Raw genomic sequence first — 25,637 nt, 5'->3', positions numbered from 1 at the left:
ACGCGCAGGCATTCCGTTTTTCACCCCGTCCGTTTCCTCATATCCAGGAGTCACGCAATGAAAGCACGCAAGATCCAAAGCCGGGCCGCACGCGCGCCCATGTTCAGCCGCAGCCGCATCGGCTCGGCCGTGGCGATGGCGTTGATTGCCAGCAGCGGCGCGCAGGCCGCCGAGACCTCGGTCGACGCCGCCTACCACGGCACGGCAACCGGTACGCCGACGGTGAACTCGGGCAACACCAACGCAGCCAACGTGACGGCCACCGTTACCAGCGCCACCGTCGGCACCACCTCGATCGGCATGCCGGGCGTGCCCAACCCCGTGGCCGCCGCCACCGCCGGCAACCTGGTCGGCGCCACCGCCACGGGCAACAGCTTCGCCAACGCGATCCAGCCGCTGACGCCGCTGCCGGTGGACAACGCCGCGACGCTGGGCGTGTCTTCGAACACCGGCGTCATCAACGCCAACGTGATCGACACCCGCCTGCTGCAGGAGTCGGCCGTGCTGCAAAGCGGCAGCGTGGTGAACGCGGACAACACCATCTCGGCATCGACCACGCTCAACCGTGGCAGCTCGGTGGTGTCGGGCACGGCCTCGGCCAGCGGCGCGGCGCAAGCCGGCACCTCGGTGCTGACCTACCCGGCGGGCGTGCCGCTGTTCGACGCCAAGGGCAACATCGTGGTGACCACGCTGCAGTCGGCCACCGGCGCCAGCTCGGGCGCGCTGGTGCAGAACAGCCTGGTCGACCTGGTGCTGACGACCAACACGCTCAGCCCCCTGACCGTGCAGGCGGCGCTCGACCGCAACTCGATTTCCGCCGTGCTCAAGGCCAACACCGCGACCAACACGGCCGAGATCCAGCCGGGCGGCGCGCCCGCCTTCGCGGGCTCGGCGGTGGTCGCCAACCTGCAGGCGAACGGCAATGGCATCGTCGGTGTCATGCACCAGGCAATCAACGACAAGTCGGTGGTGCTGGGCATCGTGAGCGGCGCGCCTGCGGGTGGCGCCAACACGCTGACGGGTTCGCTGTCGGTGCAGGGCAACGTGATTTCCAGCGCGGCCACCGGCAACGAGGCGCTGGGCGCCACCGCCGGCACGGCGGGCAACCGGATCGTGGTCGACGGCGTGAGCGTGGCGGGCTCGGGCACCGCGGCCACGGCGGCCAACAACAGCACGCACAACGGCGTGGGCCTGACCAGCAACGTGAACGCCGACCTGGCCATCCTCAACAGCCAGGGCAACCTCGGCGTGACGACCTTCGCGCAAACCAAAGGCGCTGCCATCTTGGCGGGCGTGCAGTCGAGCCAGGGCGCGCCTGTGACGCTCGTGGGCAACAGCATCACGGCCGACGCCACCGGCAACACCGCGTCGAGCGCCATTTCCACGGGCGGCAACGCGGCCTCGTTCGGCGGCACCGCCGCCGTGGCGAACCAGCAGGCCAACTACCAGGCGCCGCTGACGGCCTACGTCATGCCCTCGGTCATCGCCGCGCAGACCGGCGAGGCACCGGTGGGCACCGGCGGCACCAACGGCGCCGCGGTCAAGGTGTCGGGCAACACCGTGGCCGCCACGGCGCAGGGCAACCAGGTGACGCAGGGGCTGTCGCTGGCGGCCGGCACCGTGGCCCTGGGCAACGGCAACGCGCTGCTTTCGGGTGGTGCTGCTTCCGACGGCCGCGTCTCCGCCGGCGGCGCGGCCACGCTGAGCAACCTGCAGGGCCTGTACGACGGCGGCGTGGCGGCCATCAACCAGGGCTCGCAGGTCTGGCTGACTGCCAACGGCGGCGGCGCACCCGTGGCGGACAGCACGCTGTCGCTCACCCTCAACCGGCAGGAAGCGGTGGCGCTGGGCAACGGCGCGACCAACACGCTCACGCTGTCGGGCAACGCGGTGGGCACCGGCGCGGGCATCGCGAGCGTGCAGACGGCCGACGCCAACTCGGGCGTCGGCGCGGGGCTTTTCACCCCCGAGGCACGCATCGCGGTGAACGGCAACCTGCAGGGCGGCTCGGCCTCGCTCACCGACAACCTGCAGCGCGCCATCGCCTACGGCAACACGGCGGGCAACAGCCTGGGCGTGACGGCGGGCAACGTGAGCGCCACGCCGGCAGCCGGCGCGGCCTCCAGCGTGTCGGTCAACCTTGCGAGCGGGCTGCCGTTCGACAACAACGCCGCGGCATTGCCCACGGTGCGCGCGGCCTACGGCGTGCTCAACGACCAGTCGGTGGCAACCAACATCAACACCGCCGCCGTCGGGTCCAACACGCTCTCGGTGACCGTGGCCGGCAGCGTGTCCGACGCCGGCGTGGCGAACGACCGCAACGCCCTGGTGGCCGCCACCTACGGCAACGACGCGGCCAGCGGCGTGACGCTGAACATCAACAACCTGAGCGGCGCGAACGCTTCGGTGGCCAACGTCACCAACACGCAGGCGGTGGCGGGCAACGGCACCGTCATCTCGGCCAGGGCCGAAGGCGGCACGGTGGTGCGCACCGCGGTCACGGGCGCGCTCACCGACAGCACCGTGTCGAGCTCGGGCAACACGGCGCAGGCACTGGCCTACGGCAGCCGCGCCACGGGCAACACCGTGGCGGTGAAGGGCAACACCATCGACACCGCCGGCTTCGGGCTGACGGGCGCCACGCTCACGGGCACCACGCTGAACACCAACGCGGCCTTCAGCGTGCAGAACGCGCAGTCGGGCCAGGGCGAGGTCCTGGCGATGCGCACCGGCGGGCCCGAAGTGCGCACCACGGTCGAGGGCAACATCGCCGGCTCGAAGGTGGACGCCAGCGGCAACACCACGGTGGCCGGCGCCACCAGCAACAGCGCGGCCAACGGCGTGAGCGTGGACGGCGTCGGCGTCGCCACCACCACCGCGTTGCAGAACCTGCAGCTCACCAGCGCCTCGGTCACTTCGCAGACCGGGCAGGAATCCGGCGGTCTCGCCAACAAGGACGGCGTGCAGGTGGTGCTCGGCGGGGCGAGCCTGCAGGACTCGAAGGTCAGCGTCGACGGCAATGCCGCCGCCGGCTCGGCCACCGGCAACGCCGCGGCCAACCGCATCGACGTGAAGGGCAACAGCGTGGCGGTGGGCAACGGGTTGCCCATTGGCGGCGCGGCCAGCATCGGCGGCGTGGCGGGCGCGGTGGCGGACCACGCGCTGTCGAACATCCAGCTGGTGACCGGCACCACGGTGTCTTCGAAGGTGGCGGCGGCCTTCGGCGTGGACACCATGCCCGGCGCGGCCATCGGCGGCGCGACGCTGAGCGTGTCGAACAACGCGCAAAGCGCCAAGGCCGTGGCCAACACCGCGAGCAACGCGGTGTCCCTGGCCGGCACCGACGTCGCGGCCCGCTCCGCGCTGCTGTCCGCGCAGGGCAGCTCGGCGGCGGTGGTGTCGCGCTCGTTCACGCAGGCCTTCGCGCCGGCGTCCGTGTCGGGCTCGTCGGTGAGCATCGCCAAGAACAGCAACACCGCGCTCGGCGTGATCAACGACGTGAGCAACACGGTGGCGGTGGCGGGCGGCACCTCGGGCGCGGGCGGCTTCGGCATTCCGGCGGTTGTGCTGCAAGGGCCTGTGCCCGGCGCCAGCCTTGCCATCGGCGGCCAGGTGCTGGCCAACATCCAGTCGGCCGGCGGCTCGGTCACCACCACGGCGGACACCGCGCTCTACAACGAAGACCGCTCGGCGCCCGCCAACGCGGGGCTGCTGAACAGCAGCTTTGCCATCACGGGCAACGCGACCTACGCGGAGGCCTCGGCCAACCGCGCGACCAACGCGGCGTCGTTGAGCGGCGGCGCCTCGCAGTCGGCCACCGTCGCGGTGCTGAACGCGCAGGACAGCAACGCGGTGGTCAGCGCCAGCGGCAACAGCGTGGCCCGGCTGACGCTCACCGGCGCCAACGCGCTGAACGGCAGCAGCGCCACCTTGCAGGGCAACAGCAACACCGTGGCCGCCACCGGCAGCGCCGCGACCAACAGCATCGACGTGAACGGCAACACCCTGAGCGGCGGCCTGCTGCCGACGGCCGCGGCCACCGCGCTGCCGGGCTCGCAGGTGCTGGTGCTGGCCGACCAGGCGCTGGCCAACGTGCAGCAGGGCACCGGCGCGGTGTCGGCCACGGCGACCGGCAGCGTGGGCGTCGACACCGCCGCGCTGTCGTCGGTGAGCGGCTCGACGCTGAACGTGTCCGGCAACAGCCAGAGCGCCAAGGCGGTGGCCAACACCGCGCTCAACAGCGTGGCGCTGGCCGGGGCGAACGTGGGAGCGCGCTCGGCGCTGCAGTCGTCGCAGTCGGGCACGGCACCGGTCACGGCGTCGTCCACGCTCGAGCTGTTCGCGCCGGCCGCGTCGCGTGACTCGACGGTGCGCCTTTCGGGCAACAGCAACACCGCGCTGGCCGTGACCAACGACGCGACCAACACGCTGGGCGTGAGCGCGGCCAACACGCAGCCGCTCGGCAGCGCGGGCTCGGCCACGCTGGACACCGGCGCGGGCCTCGTCACGGCCACCGGCGACCATGTGCTGTCGAACCGCCAGACGGTCGGCAACCCCGCCGCCACGGTCAGCAGCACGGCCGCAACGACGATCTACAACGACGACCGCGCCGTGGCCGGCACGCAGGGGCTGAACAACGGCGCCGTCTCGGTGTCGGGCAACAGCACCTTCGCCGAGGCCTCTGCCAACCGCGCGACCAACACGCTGACGGTGGCGAGCGGCGCAACGCAGGGCGCCAGCGCCGGCATCGCGAACGTGCAGCAAAGCGCAGCAGGCGTGACGGCTTCGGCCACCACGGCGGCGGGCGTGACGCTCGCGGGCCCGGCGCCGCTGAACGGCGGCAGTGTTTCCATCGACGGCAACACCACCGCCGCCCTGGCGCGTGGCAACGCGGCGACCAACGTGCTCGAGTCCAGCGGCGGCAGCGGCTACGGCGCGGCGGCCACGGTGGGTTCGTCGAGCCTGGGCGGGCCGCTGGCGCTGAACGTGGGGGCGAGCGCGGCGGTGCTGAACAGCCAGGTCAACAGCGGCGCGGTGTCGGCAAGCAGCACGGGCGGCAGCTACCAGGTGGCGCTGAACGGCACGGGCGCAGGCGTGTCGGGCAGCACGGTCGGTGTCACGGGCAACACGCTGGCCGCGCAGGCGGTCGGCAACAGTGCGACCAACCGCGTGACCCAGACCGCGTTGAACACCGGCACGCCGAGCGCGGCCATCGGCAACTACCAGGTCAACACCGGCGCGGTGACGGCCACGGTGACGAGCGTGAACTTCGGGGTCGGCATCTCGGGGGCGGTGGGCAACAGCACGCTGCGCACCACGGGCAACCAGATCACCGCATCGGCCACCGGCAACTCGGCGGTGTCGACGATCTCGGCGCGCTGAGGGGCAGCCGCTTCGCCAAGCCGCGGGTCTTCGGGCCCGCGGCTTTTTTCTATGGGGCTCAGCTTTTGGGTTGCGCCGTGGGCTGCGCTTTGACCGGGCGCTTGAGCTCGGCGCAGTAGTCCTTCTCGGGCAGCGGCGGCGTGCGCCACGTCTTGTCGTATTCGCCGGGCACCACCTCGGCGGTGGCCGGTGCCGCCATGAGACGCACGGTGGCGACCTTGATGTCGTCGGGCAGGTGCTGCGGCACGCCCAGCGTGCGCACCACGTGGCCCGCGCCGGCGATCAGCAGCACGGTCTGCCCCGGCTTGCGCGCCTTGACGATGGCCTGCGCCATCGCGCGGTCGCGCCCGACCTGGATGCGCGTCATCGGCAGGATCTGCGACTCGGGCAGCATCCGGCAGTGGCCTTCGCGCACGGCCTCCTGCTGCGCGGTGTAGGCCTCGCCGCTGAGCTGGGCGTCGAGCGAGACGTCGGCCATCGCGTCCTTCATGCGGGCCCGCGGCAGGTTGGCGCCGATCACCGGCACGCCGGCGCGCACGGCGGCCATCACCGCCGGGCCGTAGCTGGCCCAGGGCCAGGCCTTGTCGCTCCAGTCGAGCGCGGCCTGCACCTGCGCCTCGGTGGCGGTGGGCGCCACATGGGCGGTGCCGCGGCCTTCCTCGGCCATCTCGAGCGCCAGCGCGGCGAGCTGGCCGCGCGTGGCGAGCGCCTCGACGGCCTCGCGCTCGATCACGTGGTGCTCGGGGGCGTCGTGCTGTTCGCCGAGCAGCAGGGCGTCGACGGGCTGCAGCGCGGCGATGCGGCGCGCTATCGGAGCGTTGGGAGCGTCGGCGCTCGGCTGGAAAACGCCGCAGCCGGCGATGGCAGCTGCTGCGGCGACCGCCAGCAAGGGGAACAGGAACCGGGGAGCCCGAGCGGGCCAGTGTGAAGGAGGCATCGCGCCATACTATGCCCGCCGCGCGCGCCTGCCGTGCCGTCCAAATCCGCTTCTTGCTGTCCGACCTGTCCGCTCTGTTCGCTGTTGGCGAGACCCTGTTCTCTTCTGTTCGTGTCTTCCCGTTTCATTGTTCGCGTGCTGGCCACGCTGTTGCTGGCGTTGGCCGCCGCGGGCGTGTGCCTGGCGCTTCGCACGCCGCTGCCCTGGATGATCGGTCCGCTGCTCGCGGTGTCGCTGGCCTCGATCGCTGGCGCGCCCACGGCCAGCCACACGCCGCTGCGCAACGCGGGGCAATGGACCATCGGCACCGCGCTGGGCCTGTACTTCACGCCGCACGTGGTGTCGCTGGTGGCCAGCGTGTGGTGGGCGATCTTGCTGGCCATCGCATGGGCGCTGCTGCTGGGCTGGAGTTTCGGGCGCTGGCTGCACGGCATGCACGCCGCGCGCATGCCGCATGTGCCGGCGCAATCCATGAGAGCCACGACTTACTTCTCGGGCGCCATCGGCGGTGCGTCGGAGATGACGCTGATGGCCGAATCGGCCGGCGCGCGCACCGACCTCGTGGCCGCCGCGCACAGCCTGCGGCTGGTGGTGGTGACGGTGACGATTCCGTTCGCCATGCAGTGGAGCGGCCTGCACGGCCTGGAAATCAACCCGCCCGGCGCGCGCGAAGTGAACCTGGGCGGCCTGGCGCTGCTGGCGCTGGCGACCGGCGTCGGCGGCCTCGCGACGCGCGCGCTGAAGCGCACCAACCCCTGGTTCATGGGGCCGCTGCTGGTGGCCATGGGCTTCACGGTGGCGGGGGTGTCGCTGTCGGCGGTGCCGGGCTGGATGTCGAACACGGCGCAGCTGGTGATCGCGGTGAGCCTGGGCGTGCGCTTCAGCCGCGAGTTCCTGCACACGGCGCCGCGCTGGCTGGGCTCGGTCACGCTGGGCACCGTCGGCATGCTGGTGCTGTGCGGCGGCGTGGCCTGGCTGCTGGCCTGGGCCACGGGCCTTCACCCGGCCACGATGATCCTGGGCACCTCGCCGGGCGGCATCGCCGAGATGTCGATCACCGCCAAGGTGCTGCAGCTGGGCGTGCCGGTGGTCACGGCGTTTCAGGTGTGCCGGCTGGTGGCGGTGCTGCTGCTGGTGGGGCCGATGTTCAAGTGGATCTACCGCTGAAGACGGCGCGTTGAATGCAAAAAGCGCCCCGCGGGGCGCTTTTTGTTGCCGGAAGTGTTGCCGGAAGAGGGCCGGAACGCGTGAACCGGAACGCGTGAACTGGAACCGGTCAGTGGCTCAGTGCACCAGCACCGGCGTGTGGGCCAGCTCGGCGTAGCCTTCAAGCGTGTCTTCCACTTCTTCCTGGGTGGGGGTGTTGAGCTGCCAGGCCGCGATCTGCTGCTGGAACAGCTCGGCCCAGGAGCCGTCGAGGTACACCTCCTTGCCCGAGCGCTTGTCCACGATTTCGAAGCCGTGGCGCTCCAGAACCGGCACATTGGGCTGCGCCGGCTCGTCGCCTTCATGGGGCTGCACGTGCACGACGACGAAAGACTCCGAGTCATAAAGCATGTTCATGGCGGGCCCTGTAAGGATGTCGATGGCGTTCATGGGGGTTAGATAGCAATCAACGCGCCAGTTTCAAGACAGGTTGTCCTTTTGTAGAACCAACGGGTTAATTTCTGCTTTTGACCTCGATGATGTGACTTTGTCCTCAGTTCGTGGGCCCCGCAGGCAGGGATTCGCGCAATTCCATGTCGGCGAAGTCGCCGTTGGGCTGTGTCTGTTTGATCCGTACGGGCAGGTAGCCCAATGCCGGTGCGAGCCAGACCTCGAGCTTCACGTCGAAGTCCTTGCGCGGGCTACGCGTGAGCTTGCGCACGGTGTATTCGCCGGCCTGCACGGTCACTTTTTCTTCGTTCTCGATGTTGAAGACCCAGGTGCCGGCCTCGCGCGTGCCGGCGGTCTGCACGGTGATCTGGCTGCCGCCGGGGTAGCGTGCCGGGTCGCCCGCCAGCAGGCCGCCGAGCTGCATCACCACGCTGAGCCGGTCTTGCGCGCCGGGCAGCAGCGGCACCGGCGGGGCGTTGTTGCTGAAGACGATCTGGCCCTGCTCGCGCGCGAAATGCGCCGCCACTTCGCCCTTGCGGCTCTCCGAATAGCGCTCGGGCTCGATGCCCGAGGGGCCGATGCGCCCCGCGCTGTGCTGGCTGAGGATGGTGGCGAACAGCAGCTTGAGCGTGAGCCGCGCGTCGTAGGTGCTGCCGTCCTGCAGCCATTCGAGCGTGCCGAACACGCCCTGCATCGGCGAGGCGCCGCGCTGGCCGGTGGCCGCGAACGACAGCTTGACCGAGCCCGGGATGCGCAACGACTGCGTGCCGGCGATGTTGCCGGAGGTGGGGCTCGCGGCGCCGGCGGTGCTGCCGGGCGAGCCGTCGCCTGTGCCGCCGGCCGCCGTGGTCGCGCCGGCAGCACCGCCAGCACCGCCAGCACCGCCAGCAGCGGCGCTGGCGGGCGCTTCGGGTGCGCTTGCTCCTGAATCGGGAGCGGCCTGCGCTGTCAGGTCGGGCGTGTCCGGCGTGGCGGGCACGGACGCGTCGGGTGCCGACTCCGGCGTGGGCGCGACCTGGGGGGCTTGGGTGGGCTGCGGCTTTGGCTTGGGCACCGAGGGCGCGCGCGGGCGACGCGGCTTGGGCGGCGCTGCCGGCCGGGCTTCCACCGGCTTGGCCGCGGGTGCTGCTGCGGCTTTTTCGGCCGCCGGCGGCGCGATCACGATGGTCCGGGTGATGAACTTGTTCGCCAGCGGCGACGGTTCCGGGCCCATCGCCATCGGCGCCAGCCCCAGCAACAGCAGGTGCGCCAGCGCCACCACCAGCGTCAGCCCGGCCAGCGCCCGCCACGGGGGGCGCGCCGGCAGGCCGGCGGACAGCGAGGGGGGAGCGACGGGCGTCGGCATCGGTGTGTGGAGTGGGGTGCTGGCGCGGAGGTTCACCAAGACCACCTCGGTACACTGCCGCCCGTTCAACCAGTTTAAGTGGGAGCGGCGCGCGGCCTGGTGCCGGCGCGGCGTCTTCCCCACGCATTCACGCAGGCACGCACCGCATCATGAAACTCGCCACCCTGAAGGACGGCTCGCGCGACGGCCAGCTCGTCGTTGTCTCGCGCGACCTCACGCTCGCCCACTACGCCACCGGCATCGCCAGCCGGCTGCAGCAGGTGCTGGACGACTGGGGCTTCATGAGCCCGCAGCTGCAGGACCTGTACGACGCCCTGAACACCGGCCGCGCGCGCCACGCCTTTCCCTTCGACCCGGCCATGTGCATGGCCCCGCTGCCGCGCGCCTACCAGTGGGCCGACGGCTCGGCCTACCTGAACCATGTGGAGCTGGTGCGCAAGGCGCGCAACGCCGAGGTGCCCGAGAGCTTCTATCAAGACCCGCTGATGTACCAGGGCGGCAGCGACGACTTCCTCGGCCCGACCGACGACGTCATCGTGCCCAGCGAGGCCATGGGCATCGACTTCGAGGCCGAGATCGCCGTCGTCACCGGCGACGTGCGCATGGGCGCCACGCCCGAGCAGGCGCTGGAGGGCATCCGCCTGGTCATGCTGGCCAACGACGTGAGCCTGCGCAACCTGATCCCGGCCGAACTGGCCAAGGGCTTCGGCTTTTTCCAGAGCAAGCCCGCCACCGCGTTCAGCCCCGTGGCCGTGACCCTCGACGAACTCGGCGAAGCCTGGCAGAAGGGCCGCGTGCACCTCGCGCTGCACAGCAGCTGGAACGGCCGCAAGGTCGGCATGTGCGACGCCGGCCCCGAGATGACCTTTCACTTCGGCCAGCTCATCGCCCACATCGCCAAGACGCGCAACGTGCGCGCCGGCAGCATCGTGGGCAGCGGCACCGTGAGCAACAAGGGCGTGGAAAAGAACGGCCATACCGACTGGCCCAAGGGCTACTCGTGCATCGCCGAGAAGCGCTGCATCGAGACCATCCAGGACGGCCAGCCGTCCACCGAGTTCATGAAGTTCGGCGACACGATCCGCATCGAGATGAAGGGGCTCGATGGGCGCTCGATGTTCGGGGCGATCGACCAGGAAATCGTGTCGACCGGTGGACGTCCGAAGGAGGCTCCGGTGTCGTTGGTGAAGACGCACGGGGGCGAAGGAGAGGCGGCCAAGGACTGACGTTTTTGACCCTATGGGGTCAATTCCGTCGATTTGGCGGCGGTAGCGGCCGTTTTTGACCTCATGGGGTCAAAAACCTCGAGCCCGGGCCGCCTCGACTAGGCGACCGCCCCCCGCAGCAACTCCTTCTGCGACCGTATCCCCAACCGCCGGAACGCCCGGTACTGATGCGTGCGCACCGTCGTCAGCTCCACCCCCATTCCCCGCGCCGCCTCCTTCGCCGTCCGGCCGGCCATCAGGTGCCCGATGACCTCGCGCTCGCGCAGGCTCAACGTGAGCAGGCGCGAGGCAAGCGCCGGCTCCACGGCTTCGCGCACGGCCACCGCGCTGCGCCCGTGCGCCGCGGTGGCGTCGGCCAGCAGGGTGGCGTGCGATTCGATCAGCGCGAAGTCCTGCGCGCCGAACTCCGGCTGCGCCAGGCTGCGGTAGAAGCTCACGGCCACGCGCTGCCCGGTCGGCAGCAGCAACAGCACCGACGCGCGCTCGCGGATGCCCACGTCGCCGTAGCAGGCCGCTCGGTAGGCCGGGTCGGCCACCTCGTCGGCGCGCTGGTGGCCCAGCCACAACTGCGCGCGCGACGGCAGCTTGCGCGCGGCGAGCCAGGCCATGTTGGGGTCGAGCAGGTCGAAGCGCTGGGCCACGTAGCGCTCCGACGTGCGCTCGGCCGTGCTGCCGTAGCTGCTGGCGGCCGACACCGCCTCGATGCGCCCCGCGGCGCTTACCGCGAACACGGTGCAGAAGGTGACCGGCATCACCCGCTGCATCGCCTTCAGGTAGCTGGTGGCCAGGTGCGCGGTGCCCACGCCGGACAGCACGTCGCCGACCACGGCGGCCGCCAGCGGGGTGTCGGTGGGGTGGATGCGCCAGCGTCTCATGCGGTGGTCATGCGGTGCTCATGCGGGTTGGAATCGGACGATCAAGGGTAAATACCTCGTACGAAGTTATGACATTGCCGCGGCCCGCGCATCGGGACAATCCCGTCGCATGACGAACCCTCCCGCAGCCGCCCCGGGCGATGCCGCCAGCGGCCCCGTGCCGCCGCCGGCCAGTGCCACCGAACTGCCGCCCTCGGTCGGCGCCTTCCACTACACCCGCTACAAGCCCTGGACGCCGCCGCTGGAGCAACTCGACCCCGGCGAACAGGCTGAGCTGCGCGGCGTCGAGCCCGGCCGCCACCCGGTGGTGATCGCCGGCGGCGGCCCGGTCGGCATGGCGCTGGCGCTGGGCCTGGCCAACCACGGCGTGCGCTGCGTGATCCTCGAGGCCGACGACACGGTGTGCGTGGGCAGCCGCGCGGCCTGCATCTCGCGGCGCAGCCTGGAGATCATGGAGCGCCTGGGCGTGCTGCCCGGCTTCATGGGCAAGGGCCTGCCGTGGAGCGTGGGGCGCAGCTTCTACAAGACGGCCGAGGTGTTCCGCTTCGAGATGCCGACCGACGCGCAGCAGAAGCTGCCGCCCATGATCAACCTCGAGCAGTACTACGCCGAGCACTACCTGCTGGAAGAAATCTTCCGCCGCAACGAGGCCACGCCGGGGCTCATCGACATCCGCTGGGCCACCGAGCTCTCCGGCCTCGCGCAGGACGAAGACGGAGTGACGCTCGACGTGCGCAACCCCGAGGGCGCCTACCGGCTGCACGGCCAGTGGCTCGCGGCCTGCGACGGCGGCCAGAGCTTCGTGCGCAAGGCGATGGGGCTCGCGCTGGAAGGCACGGGCTACGAAGGCCGCTACGTGATCATCGACATCGAGCTGCGCAGCGGCCACCCGACCGAGCGCCGCGCCTGGTTCGACCCGCCGTGGAACCCCGGCTCGACCGTGCTCATGCACCGCCAGCCCGACGACATCTGGCGCATCGACTACCAGCTGCGCCCCGGCCAGAGCACCGATGAGGCGCTGCAGCCGCCGGCCGTGGCCGAGTTCGTGCAGCGCCACCTCGACGCCATCGGCGAAGGCCACCTGCCGTGGAAGACGGTGTGGACCTCGGTGTACCGCGCCGGCGCGATGACGCTCGACAGTTATCGCCACGGCCGCGTGCTGTTCGCGGGCAACGCGGCGCATGCGATGCCGATCTTCGGCGTGCGCGGGCTCAACTCGGGCTTCGACGACGCGGACAACCTGGGCTGGAAGCTGGCCCTCGTGGCCAAGGGCGTGTCGGATGCAGCGCTGCTGGACTCGTACTCGCAGGAGCGCATCGCGGCCTTCCACGTGAACGCCGAGAACGCGATGCGCAGCACCGAGTTCATGTCGCCGCCCTCGCGCGGCTTCGACCTGCTGCGCGAGGCGGCGCTGTCGCTGTCGGAGGCGCACCGCGGCATCGCGCAGCTCATCAACCCGCGCCAGACGCAGGCGGTGCGCTATGCCGATTCGCCGCTGTCGAGCGATGGCGACACCTTGCCCGCCGGCCCGCTGCCGGGCGAGGTGATGCCCGAGCAGCCGCTCGAACGAGGTCACCTCACGGACCTGGTCGCGCCGGCTTTCACGCTGCTGGTGCTGCGGCCCGAGCTGGCGTCGCCGCCGGCGGCGGACCTTGCCGCGGCACGCGACGGCGCGTTGCCCTTCGCCGTGCGCACGGTCGCCAGCCCCGGCACCGAGGCGGCGGACGCGCACGCATCGCCCGCCGTCTTCGCCGCGCTCGGCGCGCAGGACGGTGCGGTCTACCTGCTGCGCCCCGACGGCCACGTGGCTGCGCGCTGGCACCGCCTGCCGGCCGGCGCCCTGCAACCTGCGCTGGCACGCGCCGCGGCCGCGCGCCTGGAGACCCTGGCATGAGCACCACACCCCTGCAACCGTCGCATCCCCTTCACCCGGACGCCCGCGACCGCCTCTACGCCGAGTGCGCGCGCGCCATCAGCGAAGCCGGCGCGGAGCGCGAATCGCTGTTCCTCGCGCGCCTGGCGCTGCTGCTGTTCGAGCAGGTCGGCGACGAGGCGCGCTGCCGCGCCGCGCTGGCCGACGCACTGCACGCGCTGCCCGTACCATCCCTGTCCGCTTTCGAATTACAAACTGGAGACTGATCCATGGATCGCCGCACCCTTCTCGCCACGCTCGCCTCCGGCGCCGCCGTGGCCGCCTCGCCCTTCGCCCATGCGCAGGAGTACCCCCAGCAGCTCATCAAGTGGGTCGTGCCCTATCCGGCGGGCGGCGGCACCGACGTGATCGCGCGCGTGCTGGCCGAATCGATGCGCCAGACGCTGGGCCAGCAGATCGTGGTCGACAACCGCCCCGGCGCCTCGACCAACATCGGTGCCGACCTGGTCGCCAAGAGCAAGCCCGACGGCTACACCATCCTGTCGGCCGACAACGCGGTGCTGGCCTTCAACGAGCACCTGTTCAGCAAGCTGCCGTTCAGCCCGGAAAAGGACTTCACCTACATCGGCGCGATCGGCAAGTTTCCGCTGGCGCTGGTGGTGCACCCCGACTTTCCGGCCAAGACCTTCAAGGAGTTCCTGGCCTACGTGAAGGCCAACCCCGGCAAGGTGAACTACGCGTCGCCGGGCAACGGCTCGCCGCACCACCTGGCCATGGAAATGTTCAAGGTGCGCACCGGCACCTTCATCACCCACATTCCGTACCGCGGCGCCGCGCCGGCCATGGCCGACGTGATGGGCGGGCAGGTGCCGTGCATGTTCCTCGACCTGGCCTCGGGCCTGTCGATCATGCAGAGCAACAAGGTGCGGGTGCTGGCCATCGGCTCGGGCGCGCGCAGCAAGCTGCTGCCCAACGTGCCGACGCTGGCCGAAGTGGGCGTGCCCAACACGGAGGTGTTCGCGTTCCAGGGCATCCTGGGCCCGGCCAACCTGTCGCCCGCGGTGGTGACCAAGCTCAATGGCGACCTGAACAAGGCCTTCGGCACGCCCACGGTGCAGAAGCGCTTCGAAGACTTCGGCATGGAAGCCATGCCCGGCACGCCGGCGCAGTTCGCGGCGCTGTCGCGCGCGGAGTCCAAGCGCTGGGGGCCGATCATCAAGCAGGCCGGCATCAAGCTCGACTGACCCGGCAGCAGGCTTTTTCGGCCTGCACCCGATTTTTCGGGAAACACCGCGGCACCGGCTTCGCCGGGCCGCAGGTGTTGCCCCCGGCAGGGGGTTGGCGAAGCGACACGAAGTGCGCGCAGCCTGGGGGCGAGCCTTATTTGGAGAACGCCTTGCGCGAGCCGTCCTCGAAGACCTCGTCGTCGCGCTGCAACTCGCCGTTCTCGTCCCAGACCCGCTCGCGCGTCACGCGGCCCTTGGTGTCGAAGGTCGACTCGGCCAGCAGCGTGCCTTTTTCGCTGAAGCGCTGGTGGGTGCCCACGGGCGTCTGCCGGCCACGGCTCGCCAGCTGGTAGCGGCCCTGCGCGGCGCGCTCGCCGCTGTCGTAGAACTCGGTGACCTCGACCGAACGCGCGTCGCCGGTTCCGCCCCCGCCGCTGTACGCGGACTTGCTGCTCGGCTGGCCGTTCAGGTAGTAGCTGTCGTCCACGATCGGCTCGCCCGCGCTGTTCCAGCGCTGGTCGCGCACCAGCGTGCCTTTTTCTGAAAACGCCTGCTCGCGGATGCGCACGCTGGTGCGCTCCTGCAGCAGGTAGGCCGTTTCGCGGCGCTTCACGCCTTCCGACGAATAGTTCTGCTCGGTGCGCTGGTTGCCGACGGTTTCGTCGAGCACGGCGGTCTTGCCGTTGTCGTAGAAGCTCTGCGAACGCACGCGCTTGCCCGACACGTAGGCCAGCCGCGAGCGAAGGTTGCCGCCTGCGTCGAACAGCTCGACCTGCGAGGGGCCCGTGCCCGAGAAGCCGCAGAGCTTGGCGTCGTCGACCACCGGCGCCAGCGCCGGCGTGTCGGCGCAGCGCAGCGCCGACAGCTGCCCGCGCTCGGTGAACTCGACCGAGGCCCGCTCGCTGCCGTTGCCGGTGTCGGGGTAGAACATGGCGCGGCGCAGCTTGCCGTCGGGGTAGAAGCTGCGCACCAGGCCGCGCTCCTGGCCGTCGTCGTAGGTGGCTTCGCGCAGCACGCGGCCGGTGGGCGAGAACTCCCGGGCGCGGCCCTGGATGTTGCCCTTGGCGTTGACGCTGTGCTCCTTGGCCAGCTTGCCCTTCTCATAAATGCGCACCAGGCCCATCGACACGCCGTTCTGCACCTGCTCCTCGCGCTGCAGCTCGCCGCTCGCGCGGTCCTTGCAGCGCAGCAGGCCGGTCTTGCCGGCCGTGGTGGCGCCGTTGGCCGGGTTCACGCCGCGGCCGTTGAGCTCGCAGTCTTGCTGGGCGTGGGCCGCGACGGCGACGACCAGGGGAACCAATGCGGCCATTGCGCGCCCGAACAGCCGCCGCACAGCGCGTCGTCCCATCCCCCGCGTGACCGGAGCGTCGTCAGCGGCGGGTTGGCGGGACATGGCGCGGCGCGGGCTCACGTGGCGTGCTCACTTGTCGTAGAGGGTGTCCAGGGAACGGAAACCCTTGACCTCGATCGGATTGCCGAACGGGTCGTGGAAGAACATCGTCCATTGCTCGCCGGGCTGGCCTTCGAAGCGCACCTGCGGCTTCAGCAGGAATTCGGTGTCGGCGGCCTCCAGGCGCGCGGCCATGGCCTGCCAGTCGGGCAGGGCGAGCGCCAGGCCGAAGTGCGGCATGGGGACCATCACGTCGCCGACGCGGCCGGTTCGCGCGGTGGCGAAGGGCTCGCCGAGATGGAGCGAAATCTGGTGGCCGAAAAAGTCGAAATCGACCCAGGTGTCGGTGCTGCGGCCCTCGGCGCAACCGAGGACGTCGCCGTAGAAACGGCGGGCACCATCGAGGTCACGAACGTGAAAGGCAAGGTGGAAGATGCTCTGCATGGTTTCGGATTATGGGCAGCGCTGCTGTGAGAATGCCGGACTTTCTTTCATCGTGGAGCAAGCCTTGCGGATACTCCGGATCCTCGTCGCCCAGATGCGCGACATCGACTTATCAGCGCCCCTGCGCCTCGTGCGGGGGCTGCGGCCTCTGTCGCAGTGGTCGCGGCTGTCGCGACTGCCGCAGTTGCCGCGCCAGCTGTTGGCCGGCGCCTGCTGCGTGTTCACTTTCTCGGCGGCGCAGGCCGCCTGCCCGCCCTCGGCCATCGCCAGCCTCGAAAAGCCCGGCACCGCGCTGCGCAACGGGGTCGACCGCGGCATGCTGTGGCGCATCGAGCGCGACGGGCGCACCTCGTGGCTGTACGGCACCATCCACGTCGGGCGCGGCGACTGGGTGCGCCCCGGCCCGACCATCCAGAAGGCGCTGACCCAGAGCGACACGCTGGCGCTGGAAATCGACTCGCGCGACGAGGCCACCGCCGCCGCCATGGCCCGGCCGGCCGACCCCGAGGCACTGGCGCGCGTGCTCACCGGCGAGCGCGCCCGTCGCCTGGAGCGCCAGAACGCCGAGGCCTGCGTGCCGCCGGGTGCGCTGTCGAAGCTGCAGCCCATCCTGCAGGTCACGGCGCTGGCCGGGCTGGTGGCGCGCGCCGACGGGCTGTACCCCGAATTCGGCGTGGACGAAACCCTGGCCGTGTCGGCCCGCAACAGCAACAAGCCCATCGTCGCGCTCGAAAGCGCCGCCGCCCAGCTGAAGGTGCTCACCGGCGAATCGGAGGCCGAAGAGGGCGAGCAGATCGACGCGGCGCTCGACGAACTGGAGTCGGGCAAGCTGCGCGGCCAGCTGAAGGAGCTGGCCGACGTGTGGGCGCGCAGCGACGCGGCCCGCCTGGCCCGCTACGCCGACTGGTGCGACTGCCTCAACACCCCCGCCGAGCAGCGGCTCATGAAGCGCCTGCTCGACGACCGCAACCCGAACCTGGCCGACGGCATCGAACGCCTGCACGCCGGCGGCAAGGGCGTGTTCGCCGCCGTGGGCGCGCTGCACATGATCGGCGCGCAGGGGCTGCCCACGCTGATGGCGGCGCGCGGCTTCACCGTGACGCCGGTGCTGACCGACGCGCAGGCCCAGACGGCGGCGCCGATGGCGGCGCTGGCGGCGCCTTCGCCCGCGCCGCGGGCCGTGCGCGGCGGCAAGGCCGTGAAGGGCCAGCGCGGTCAGGCCAACCCAAAGAGCGCAAAGGGAGCGCCGACGGCCAAGGGTGGCAAGGCGGCACCGGCGCCCAAGGGCGGCAAGGCGCCGGCCAAGGCCGCCGGCAAGGCACCCGCGAAGGCCCCGGCCAAGGCCGCGGCCCCTGCCGCCAAGGGCAAAGTGCGCAGATAATCGCGACCGCCATGCACCTGCTGCGCCCCCACACCCGCTTCCTCGGCCTCGTCGGCCGCTGGGTGCTGCTGTGGTTCGTGCTGTCGCTGGGCGTGGCGGTGGCCTCTCCGCTGGTGCATCCGCAGGCGATGGAGCTGGTGTGCTCCAGCGTCGGCTCCATCAAGGTGGTGGTCCACACCGAGGACGGCGCGCAGGAAATGGGCGCCTCCCACATGGACTGCCCGCTGTGCGTGCTGACCGGCGCGCCGCCGCCGGCCCTGGCGGTGCCCGCTTTCGATCTTCCCTTGCCGCTGGGCCGCGTGGTCCAGTCGATTCCCGCCGCGCGCCTGGCCGCGGCCACCGCCGCGCCGTTGCCGGCGCGCGGGCCCCCGACCTTCTCCTGACGCTTTCGCAACCCATGCCGCATGCGCACGACCGACGTGCGCGCGCGGCCTGTTCGGCTCGAAGTTTCGTGGAGAAGGTTCCTCTTGAAAAAGCATTCCCGCGCCCTGGCGATCGCCATGGCGTTTCCCATTTTTCCGTTCGCCGCGCCCGCGCTGGCTCAGCAGGCGATCACCGCCGAAAACGCCGAGGTCGCTGAGGCTCCCGGCAACGCCCGCGCTTCCGGGGCATCCGGTGCTTCCGGTGCCTTGAGCACCGTCACCGTGACCGGCGGCCGCCCGACCTCGCTGCCCGCGCAGATCCCGACCACCATCGAAGGCGTGACGCACGACCAGATCGTTGAAACCGTCAACGCCACCGACAGCGAAGACGCGCTCAAGTACCTGCCCAGCCTGGTCGTGCGCAAGCGCTACATCGGCGACTTCAACCACGCCGTGCTCGCCACGCGCGCCTCGGGCACGGGCAACAGCGCGCGCTCGATGGTCTATGCCGACGGCATCATGCTGTCGAACCCGCTGGGCAACGGCGCCACCTACGCGCCGCGCTGGGGCATGGTGTCGCCCGAGGAAATCGAGCGCGTCGACGTGCTCTACGGACCGTTCTCGGCGGCGTACCCCGGCAACTCGGTGGGCGCGGTGGTCGACTACGTGACGCGCATGCCCACGCAGCTGGAGGCGCACGTCAAGCTGAGCGGCTTCGTGTCGAACTTCGACCTGTACAACAGCCACTCGTCCCCGGCCGGCCAGCAGCTGGACCTGTCGCTGGGCAGCCGCAGCGGCGACTGGTCGTGGTGGCTCAACGCCTCGCGCACCCACAGCAAGGGGCAGGCGCTGGTGTTCGGCAACCGGCTCGTGAGCGCCGGCACGCTCGGCAACGCGGGCACGCCGGTCACTGGCGCGGTGCTGGGGCTGAACCCGTCGAACCAGCCGTGGTGGCTGGTGGGCGGCTCCACCATCTACGACACCACGCAGGAGCAGGCCAAGCTGAAAGTGGCGTACGACTTCTCGCCCACCGTGCGCGCCACCTACACGCTGGGCGCCTGGAACAACACCACGCACGGCGGCGTCGACACCTGGCTGCGCGACGCGCTCGGCCGGCCGGTGTACGGCGGACGCGTGAACATCGGCGGGCGCAGCTACAACCTCGACTCGCCCAGCGCCGCGCTCGCGCCCACCGAAACCGCGCTCACGCACTACATGCACGGCCTTTCGGTGAAGAGCCACACCGGCGGCGTGTTCGACTGGGAGGTGGCCGCCAGCCTGTTCGACTACGCGAGCGACACCTCGCGCACGCCGACCACGCCGCTGCCGGGCGCCTTCAACGGCGGGCCGGGGCGCACCACCGACATGGGCGGCTCGGGCTGGAACACCTTCAAGGCGGCCGGCACCTGGCGGCCCACCGGCTCGGCCGAGGGCGTGGGCGCGCACGTGGTCGACTTCGGCTTCCAGCAGGACACGGCCCGCCTGCGCACCAGCGTCGGCAACACGCTCGACTGGCTCAACGGCTCGCCCGTGACGCCGTTCTCGGCCTTCAACGGCAACACACGGCTGCAGTCGCTCTACGTGCAGGACACCTGGCGCTTCGCGAAAGACTGGAAGACCACGCTCGGCCTGCGCCACGAACGCTGGGAGGCCTACGGCGGCCAGCTCGGCAACGCCAGCACGCTGATCGGCTTCGCGCCGCGCAAGAACAGCTACGACTCGCCCAAGGCCGCCGTCGCCTGGCAGGCCACGTCCGACTGGCTGCTGAAGGCCTCGACCGGCCGCGCCGTGCGCATGCCCACGGTGAGCGAGCTGTACCAGGGCTCCATCGACGGCAACCGCATCGTCAACACCAACCCGAACCTGCGCCCCGAGCGCTCGTGGACCACCGAGCTCAGCGCCGAGCGCGACCTGAAGGGCTGGGGGCTCGACGGCGTGCTGCGCACCACGCTGTTCTTCGAGAACACCAAGGACGCGCTGTACAGCCAGGCGCTGAACAACCTGGTGAGCACGGTGCAGAACGTGGACGCCATTCGCACCCGCGGGCTGGAGGTGGCGCTGAACGCGGTCGACGTGGGCATGCAGGGCTTCGACCTGAGCGGCAGCCTGACCCTCACGCGCTCGAAGATCGCCGCCAACAGCGGCTTCGCGGCCAGCGTCGGGCAGGACCAGCCGCGCGTGCCCAAGGTGCGCGCGACGCTGCTGGCCACCTACCGGCCCGACGCCAGGTGGAGCTACACGGTCGGCGCGCGCTACAGCGGCAAGCAGTACGGCACGCTGGACAACAGCGACCCCAACGGCGCCGCGTACATGGGCTTCTCGAAGTTCTTCGTGGTCGACGCGCGCATACGCTACCGGATCGACCGGCAGTGGAGCGCGTCCTTCGGCATCGACAACCTGAACAACAACAAGTACTGGGCCTTCCACCCGTACCCGCAACGCACCTACGTGGCCGAACTGAAGTTCGACCTTTGACTCTCTCACTCCACCTGCAAGGACGACACGACATGACGAACTATTCGAAGCCCGCGCTCAAGACCCTGGCGGCATGCGCCATGCTGTGCGGCATGGGCGCCGCATTTGCGCACGTCACGCTGCCGCCGGGCGCGGCCACCGTGGGCAGCGACTACAACGCGGCCTTCCGCGTGGGCCACGCCTGCGAAGGCGCCAAGGCCACCACCGGGCTGGCCGTGCGCCTGCCCAAGGGCTTCGTGCTGAGCGACGCGCAGGCACGCAAGGGCTGGAAGCTCGACGTGACGAAGAACGGCGACGGCGAAGTGCGCTGGACCGCCGAGACGCCCGACAGCGCGCTGCCCGGCAGCGAGCGCGCCGAGTTCGTGCTGCGCGGCAAGGTGCCCGCGGCCCCCGGCACGCTGTGGTTCAAGGTGCTGCAGACCTGCGACACCGGCGTGGCCGACTGGGCCGAGGTGCCGGCCTCGGGCAGTTCGACGGCGGGCCTGAAGAGCCCGGCCGCCAGGCTGAACGTGGTGGCGCAGGGCGTGGCCACGGTCGACGTGCGCGACGGCTGGGTGCGCCAGTCGGTGCCCGGCCAGAGCGGCACGGGCGCCTTCATGAAGCTGACCGCGCCCACCGGCACGAAGCTGGTGGGCATCGCGACCCCGGCCGCGGGCACGGCCGAAGTGCACGAGATGAAGATGGAAGGCGACGTCATGAAGATGCGCGAGCTTTCCGGCGGCCTCGACCTGCCCGCGGGCCAGACCGTCGAGCTCAAGCCCGGCGGCTACCACGTGATGATGATGGACCTGAAGGGCGCGCTGGCCAAGGGCGCGAGCGTGCCGTTCACGCTGAAGTTCGAGGACGCCAAGGGCGTGAAGACCGCGCTGGACGTGACGCTGCCGGTGGGCGCGCCCGAAGGCGCCGATGCGGCCGCCGCGGCGGGGCACCAGCACAAGCACTGAGCTTGCCTAGAGCAGTTCGTCGGGCGCCAGCGGCCCGAAGAGCTTGAGCATCAGCCGCAGCGTGGCGCTGGTGTCGGGCTCGGAGGTCGCGTCCGGCAGCTTGCTGTCCTTCGGGGCTCGCCACACCAGCGAGCCGTCGACCAGCTCCACATGCCACGAGCGCTCGTCCATGCCGCGCTCGATCTGCTCCGACGCCGCGCGCGAGAGTTCGTTGCTGCGGATCAGCAGCGCGATCTCGGTGTTCTGAAGCTGCGAGCGCAGGTCGAGGTTCATCGAGCCGACCACCAGCAGCCGGCCGTCCATGACCAGCACCTTGGAGTGCAGCATGGCGCGCGATTCGCCCGTGACGCTGCCGGACCCGCTGCCGGAGCCTGCACCCGCGCCGCCGCCGCTGCCGCCTGAAGAACCGAACACGCTGCCGAAATTGCTCTGCTCGCTGCGCAGCTCGTACAGCTCGATGCCCATCTTCAGCAGCGCCTCGCGGTGCCGCGCATAGCCCACGTGCGCCACGGGCGCGTCGTTCGACGCCAAAGAATTGGTCAGCACCCGGATGCGAACGCCGCGTGCGCGCGCCGCGGAAAAGGCCTGCAGCATGTCCTTGCCGGGCACGAAATAGGGGGAAATGATGAGCAGGTCGGCGCGCGCCTGGCCGATCAGCTGCAGCAGGCCCTCGACCACGGTGTCGCCGTTGGCGGCCAGGTCGGACGCGGCTTCCAGCGAGGCCACGCCGCGCGAGGTGCCGGCCTTGTCGTCGGGCTGGCTCACCACCAGGCCCGGCGCCTTGGGGGTGTCGGGGCCGGAGGCGGAATCGGCGGCGATCTTGCCGGGCTTGTCGGCGAGCATCACGGCCGGCGCCCAGACGAAGGTGGCGGTGCGCAGGTCTAGCGGTTTCTCGTCCCAGGCGCGGGCGCGCTGCTCGGCGGTGGGCGGTGCGTCGTCGCTGGGTTTTTCGTCGTGGTCGCGGGTAGCTTGCGCGACCAGTTCCTGGTCGGCCTTCTTCGCGCGGTCGCGCATGGCCTGCAGTTCTTCGCGCGTGACCAGCGACTGCACCGGGTAGGCGCGCTCGTTGTTCCAGTAGCTGTCGAAGCTGCGCGACAGGTCCTGCACGATCGGGCCGGCCGCCAGCACGTCGACGTCGACGAAGTTGCCGTTGGTCGCATTGCCGAAGTACGCGTCGCCCAGGTTGCGCCCGCCCGTGACGCCGAGCACGTTGTCGGCCAGGAACAGCTTGTTGTGCATGCGCTGCTGGATGCGCGAGGCGTCGTCGATCGAATTGAACAGGCGGCTGAAGGTGGAGTCGCGCGAGCCGGCCAGCGGGTTGAACAGCCGCATCTCGATGTTCGGGATGAAGGCCAGGCCCAGTACCAGCGCGTCGCGCCCGGTGGTGTGGAAGTCGTCGAGCAGCACGCGCACGCGCACCCCGCGCTCGGCCGCCGCGCGCAGCCCGCGCACCAGCCGGCCGGTGCTGGCGTCGGCGTGAATGGCGTAGTACTGCAGGTCCAGCGTCTGCTGGGCGCCCTCGACCAGGGCGAGCCGGCTGCCGTAGGCGGCCTGCGGACCGCCCAGCAGCAGGAAGCCGGATTCGTAGCGCGCCTTGTCGGCCTGCCGGCGCTGCTGCACCAGGTCGGCCAGCGCGGTGCCGGTGGTGGGGGAGGCGATTGCGTGGGAGACGGGCCGGTCGACGTTCTGCGGCAGTTGCGCGCAGGCGCCCAGGATCACCAGCGCAAGGAGCGCTGCAGACCGGCGGAACAGCGTCTGGAAGGAAGAAGGCATGCGGCTCCCCCGGGGCTTGGACCGGGGCTTTGAGGGGTTAGCCGCATGTATAGCCTAGTCGGCGCCCGCCGCGCGTCGGACGGGCGGACGACCGGTGCCGGCGGGGTCGCCGGTCAGCGCGTGGCGCCCAGTTCTTCCTGGCGCTCGAGCGCGGCGAGCAGTTCGTCGTCGATCCTGGCGTGGCGTTCGGCCAGCTCGGCGGCGCGCGAGGCGTCGCTGGCGTAGAGGGCGCCGCCGTCGAGCTCGAGCATTTCCGTGATGCGCTTCTGCTCGCCTTCGAGGGCGGTGATCTGCGCGGGGAGGGCGTCGAGTTCGCGCTGCTCCTTATATGAGAGCTTCTTGCGTGCGCCTGCCGCCTTGGGGGCGGGGGCTTCGGCGGCGGGCGCGGGGGTGGCCGCTGGCGTCGGGGCAGACGTCGGAGCCGAGGCGGCGCGCTGTTCGGCGATTTCGCGGGCGCGCTTGGACTGGATCAGCCAGTCCTGCACGCTGCCCTCGTACTCGCGCCAGCGCCCGTCGCCTTCGTAGGCGATGGTGCTGGTGACCACGTTGTCGAGGAAGGTGCGGTCGTGGCTCACGAGGAACACGGTGCCGTCGTAGTCCTGCAGCAGGCTTTCGAGCAGTTCGAGCGTGTCGATGTCCAGGTCGTTGGTCGGCTCGTCGAGCACCAGCACGTTGGCGGGGCGGGCGAACAGGCGCGCGAGCAGCAGGCGGTTGCGCTCACCGCCGCTGAGGGAGCGCACGGGGGAATTGGCGCGCGCAGGGGAGAAGAGAAAGTCCGACAGGTAGCTCTTCACGTGCTTGCGCTGGCTGCCGATTTCGATCCACTCGCTGCCGGGGCTGATGAAGTCTTCCAGCGTGGCGTCGAGGTCGAGCTTGTCGCGCATCTGGTCGAAATACGCCACCTGCAGGTTGGTGCCGCGGCGGATCTTGCCGCTGTCGGGCTCGAGCTCGCCCAGGATGAGCTTCAGCAGCGTGGTCTTGCCCGCGCCGTTGGGGCCGAGCAGGCCGACCTTGTCTCCGCGCAGGATGGTGCCGCTGAAGTTGCGGATCACGGTCTTTTCGCCGAAGGACTTGGTCGCCTCGGTGAGTTCGGCCACGATCTTGCCGCTGGACTGGCCGGACGCCACGTCCATGTTCACGCTGCCCTGCACCTCGCGCCGGGCGGTGCGGCTGGCGCGCAGTTCCTGCAGGCGGGTGATGCGGCTCTGGCTGCGCGTGCGGCGCGCTTCCACGCCCTTGCGGATCCAGATTTCTTCCTGGGCCAGCAGCTTGTCGGCCTTGGCGCTGATGACCGCCTCCTGGGCGAGCTGTTCTTCCTTCTGCAGAAGGTATTGCTCGAAGTTGCCGGGGTAGGAGTTCAGCTTGCCTCGGTCGAGCTCGACGATGCGGGTCGCCACGCGGTTCAGGAAGCTGCGGTCGTGGGTGATGGTGACGACGCTGCCCTTGAAGTCGATGAGCAGTTGTTCGAGCCACTCGATGGAGTCGAGGTCCAGGTGGTTGGTGGGTTCGTCCAGCAGGAGGACGTCGGGGGCGGCCACCAGGGCCTGGGCCAGGGCGACGCGCTTGCGCGTGCCGCCAGAGAGGGAGCCGACGCGCGCGTTGCGGTCGAGGTGGAGGCGGTGCAGTGTTTCTTCCACGCGCTGCTCCCAGTTCCAGGCGTCGAAGGCTTCGATCTTCGACTGCAGGGCGTCGAGGTCGAGGCCGTCCGCACCGGAGAGATAGAGGTCGCGCACCGCAATGACTTCGGCCAGGCCCTGGCTGGCGGCGGTGAACACGTCCGCGTCCATGTCGAGCGCCGGTTCCTGGGCGACGTAGGCCACGCGCAGGTTCTGCTGCAATTGAAGGGTGCCGTCGTCTGTCTTCTCCAGGCCCCCGAGGATCTTGAGCATCGAGGACTTGCCGGCGCCATTGCGCCCGATCAGGCCGATGCGCTCCGATTCAAGAAGAGAGAAGTCCGCGTGATCTAGCAGGGGGACGTGACCGAACGCCAGTTGGGCGTCGAGGAGTGTGATGAGTGCCATGTGGTGCGGATTATCGGAGGAGGCACTCTCCGGGGTTTGCAGTGCGTCAATGTGGGCCCGCGGGTGGACAGGCAACTCGATTGCAAGATTGTTTGGTCATGGGGCTTGTCGGGCTCAAATCCTGGCATATACTTGCGGGCTCGACTGACAGTCACTGCAAAGTGAGTCGCGGTGGGTTCTTCGGAATTGACTGCGAGTGGGTCGGGTAAAAAAACTTCCTTCGAAGTTGACGCGGTTTGAAAAAGCAGTGCATAATCGAAGGCTTCGCTGAAAAGACTTCGGCGGCTGATCGCGAAAAGCGGTTGGCTGGTGAAGTTGAAGAAAGCGAAAAAAGTTTGACGGTACTTAAAAAACCGTGATAGACTACAAGGCTTCGCTGATCGCAGC

The 25,637-nt window shown here is 70.3% G+C and carries 19 protein-coding genes; 10 read left to right on the top strand and 9 right to left on the bottom strand.

What is annotated here, in order from left to right; translation table 11 throughout:
* The first annotated feature begins 57 nt into the window (after positions 1 to 57).
* On the top strand, positions 58 to 5,382 hold the full coding sequence (locus AB6807_RS08045; protein WP_371084179.1) for a beta strand repeat-containing protein: 5,325 nt from the start codon (positions 58 to 60) through the stop codon (positions 5,380 to 5,382).
* Between the two features lie 58 nt (positions 5,383 to 5,440).
* Here AB6807_RS08045 and AB6807_RS08040 read toward each other — a convergent pair whose 3' ends face one another.
* On the bottom strand, positions 5,441 to 6,319 hold the full coding sequence (locus AB6807_RS08040; protein WP_371084178.1) for a ChaN family lipoprotein: 879 nt from the start codon (positions 6,317 to 6,319) through the stop codon (positions 5,441 to 5,443).
* 111 nt (positions 6,320 to 6,430) lie between these two features.
* On the opposite strand from AB6807_RS08040, the gene AB6807_RS08035 reads away from it, so the two are divergent.
* Positions 6,431 to 7,486, top strand: a complete 1,056-nt coding sequence (locus AB6807_RS08035; protein WP_371084177.1) for an AbrB family transcriptional regulator — start codon at positions 6,431 to 6,433, stop codon at positions 7,484 to 7,486.
* Between the two features lie 117 nt (positions 7,487 to 7,603).
* Here the strand turns inward: AB6807_RS08035 and AB6807_RS08030 are convergent, their stop codons facing one another.
* On the bottom strand, positions 7,604 to 7,882 hold the full coding sequence (locus AB6807_RS08030) for a DUF3567 domain-containing protein (protein ID WP_165840581.1): 279 nt from the start codon (positions 7,880 to 7,882) through the stop codon (positions 7,604 to 7,606).
* Between the two features lie 136 nt (positions 7,883 to 8,018).
* Positions 8,019 to 9,260: a DUF3108 domain-containing protein gene (locus AB6807_RS08025; RefSeq protein ID WP_371084176.1), complete on the bottom strand. Its 1,242-nt coding sequence runs from the start codon at positions 9,258 to 9,260 to the stop codon at positions 8,019 to 8,021.
* Between the two features lie 149 nt (positions 9,261 to 9,409).
* On the opposite strand from AB6807_RS08025, the gene AB6807_RS08020 reads away from it, so the two are divergent.
* Positions 9,410 to 10,486 carry a fumarylacetoacetate hydrolase family protein gene (locus AB6807_RS08020; RefSeq protein ID WP_371084175.1) on the top strand — a complete coding sequence of 359 codons (1,077 nt, stop codon included), beginning with the start codon at positions 9,410 to 9,412 and terminating at the stop codon, positions 10,484 to 10,486.
* Positions 10,487 to 10,584: 98 nt separating this feature from the next.
* On the opposite strand, the gene AB6807_RS08015 is transcribed toward AB6807_RS08020, so the two are convergent.
* Positions 10,585 to 11,361 carry a response regulator transcription factor gene (locus tag AB6807_RS08015; RefSeq protein ID WP_371084174.1) on the bottom strand — a complete coding sequence of 259 codons (777 nt, stop codon included), beginning with the start codon at positions 11,359 to 11,361 and terminating at the stop codon, positions 10,585 to 10,587.
* Positions 11,362 to 11,470: 109 nt separating this feature from the next.
* Here AB6807_RS08015 and AB6807_RS08010 point away from each other — a divergent pair, with 109 nt between their 5' ends.
* Genes AB6807_RS08010 through AB6807_RS08000 form a run of 3 tightly spaced genes read left to right on the top strand, consistent with a single transcriptional unit; the run spans position 11,471 to position 14,478 of the window.
* Complete coding sequence (locus AB6807_RS08010; protein ID WP_371084173.1) at positions 11,471 to 13,255, top strand: FAD-dependent monooxygenase; 1,785 nt, start codon at positions 11,471 to 11,473, stop codon at positions 13,253 to 13,255.
* On the top strand, positions 13,252 to 13,500 hold the full coding sequence (locus tag AB6807_RS08005; RefSeq protein WP_371084172.1) for a hypothetical protein: 249 nt from the start codon (positions 13,252 to 13,254) through the stop codon (positions 13,498 to 13,500). Before AB6807_RS08010 ends, AB6807_RS08005 begins: the two co-directional genes overlap by 4 nt.
* 3 nt (positions 13,501 to 13,503) lie before the next feature.
* On the top strand, positions 13,504 to 14,478 hold the full coding sequence (locus AB6807_RS08000; protein ID WP_116914334.1) for a tripartite tricarboxylate transporter substrate binding protein: 975 nt from the start codon (positions 13,504 to 13,506) through the stop codon (positions 14,476 to 14,478).
* A gap of 136 nt (positions 14,479 to 14,614) precedes the next feature.
* Here AB6807_RS08000 and AB6807_RS07995 read toward each other — a convergent pair whose 3' ends face one another.
* Together AB6807_RS07995 and AB6807_RS07990 are read right to left on the bottom strand one after the other, a co-directional pair.
* Positions 14,615 to 15,769, bottom strand: a complete 1,155-nt coding sequence (locus AB6807_RS07995; RefSeq protein WP_165840580.1) for a toxin-antitoxin system YwqK family antitoxin — start codon at positions 15,767 to 15,769, stop codon at positions 14,615 to 14,617.
* 111 nt (positions 15,770 to 15,880) lie between these two features.
* Positions 15,881 to 16,294, bottom strand: coding sequence for a VOC family protein (locus AB6807_RS07990; RefSeq protein ID WP_371084171.1), 414 nt, complete (start codon positions 16,292 to 16,294; stop codon positions 15,881 to 15,883).
* 64 nt (positions 16,295 to 16,358) lie between these two features.
* On the opposite strand from AB6807_RS07990, the gene AB6807_RS07985 reads away from it, so the two are divergent.
* The 4 genes from AB6807_RS07985 (at position 16,359) to AB6807_RS07970 (ending at position 21,456) form a co-directional block, all read left to right on the top strand.
* Entirely contained in the window at positions 16,359 to 17,675 is a 1,317-nt protein-coding gene (locus AB6807_RS07985; RefSeq protein WP_371084170.1) for a TraB/GumN family protein, read from the top strand.
* An 11-nt stretch (positions 17,676 to 17,686) separates the two neighbouring features.
* Positions 17,687 to 18,058, top strand: coding sequence for a DUF2946 family protein (locus tag AB6807_RS07980; protein ID WP_116914331.1), 372 nt, complete (start codon positions 17,687 to 17,689; stop codon positions 18,056 to 18,058).
* Between the two features lie 117 nt (positions 18,059 to 18,175).
* On the top strand, positions 18,176 to 20,512 hold the full coding sequence (locus AB6807_RS07975; RefSeq protein ID WP_371084709.1) for a TonB-dependent receptor: 2,337 nt from the start codon (positions 18,176 to 18,178) through the stop codon (positions 20,510 to 20,512).
* Between the two features lie 32 nt (positions 20,513 to 20,544).
* Complete coding sequence (locus AB6807_RS07970) at positions 20,545 to 21,456, top strand: copper chaperone PCu(A)C (RefSeq protein ID WP_371084169.1); 912 nt, start codon at positions 20,545 to 20,547, stop codon at positions 21,454 to 21,456.
* Positions 21,457 to 21,462: 6 nt separating this feature from the next.
* On the opposite strand, the gene AB6807_RS07965 is transcribed toward AB6807_RS07970, so the two are convergent.
* The 3 genes from AB6807_RS07965 to AB6807_RS07955 form a co-directional block, all read right to left on the bottom strand.
* Positions 21,463 to 23,229 (bottom strand): phospholipase D family protein, encoded by a 1,767-nt coding sequence (locus AB6807_RS07965; protein WP_371084168.1) that lies wholly within the window; start codon positions 23,227 to 23,229, stop codon positions 21,463 to 21,465.
* 113 nt (positions 23,230 to 23,342) lie between these two features.
* A complete protein-coding gene (locus AB6807_RS07960; RefSeq protein ID WP_371084167.1) occupies positions 23,343 to 25,250 on the bottom strand; it encodes an ATP-binding cassette domain-containing protein in 1,908 nt (635 codons plus the stop codon).
* A gap of 151 nt (positions 25,251 to 25,401) precedes the next feature.
* On the bottom strand, positions 25,402 to 25,637 hold a 236-nt coding region (locus tag AB6807_RS07955; protein ID WP_371084166.1), incomplete at its 5' end, for a hypothetical protein.

It is taken from the genome of Variovorax sp. RCC_210 (genome assembly GCF_041355175.1).
Classification (GTDB): domain Bacteria; phylum Pseudomonadota; class Gammaproteobacteria; order Burkholderiales; family Burkholderiaceae_C; genus Variovorax.
Note: the sequence above shows the minus strand (reverse complement) of the source record. Positions and strands in the feature narration are given on the sequence as shown.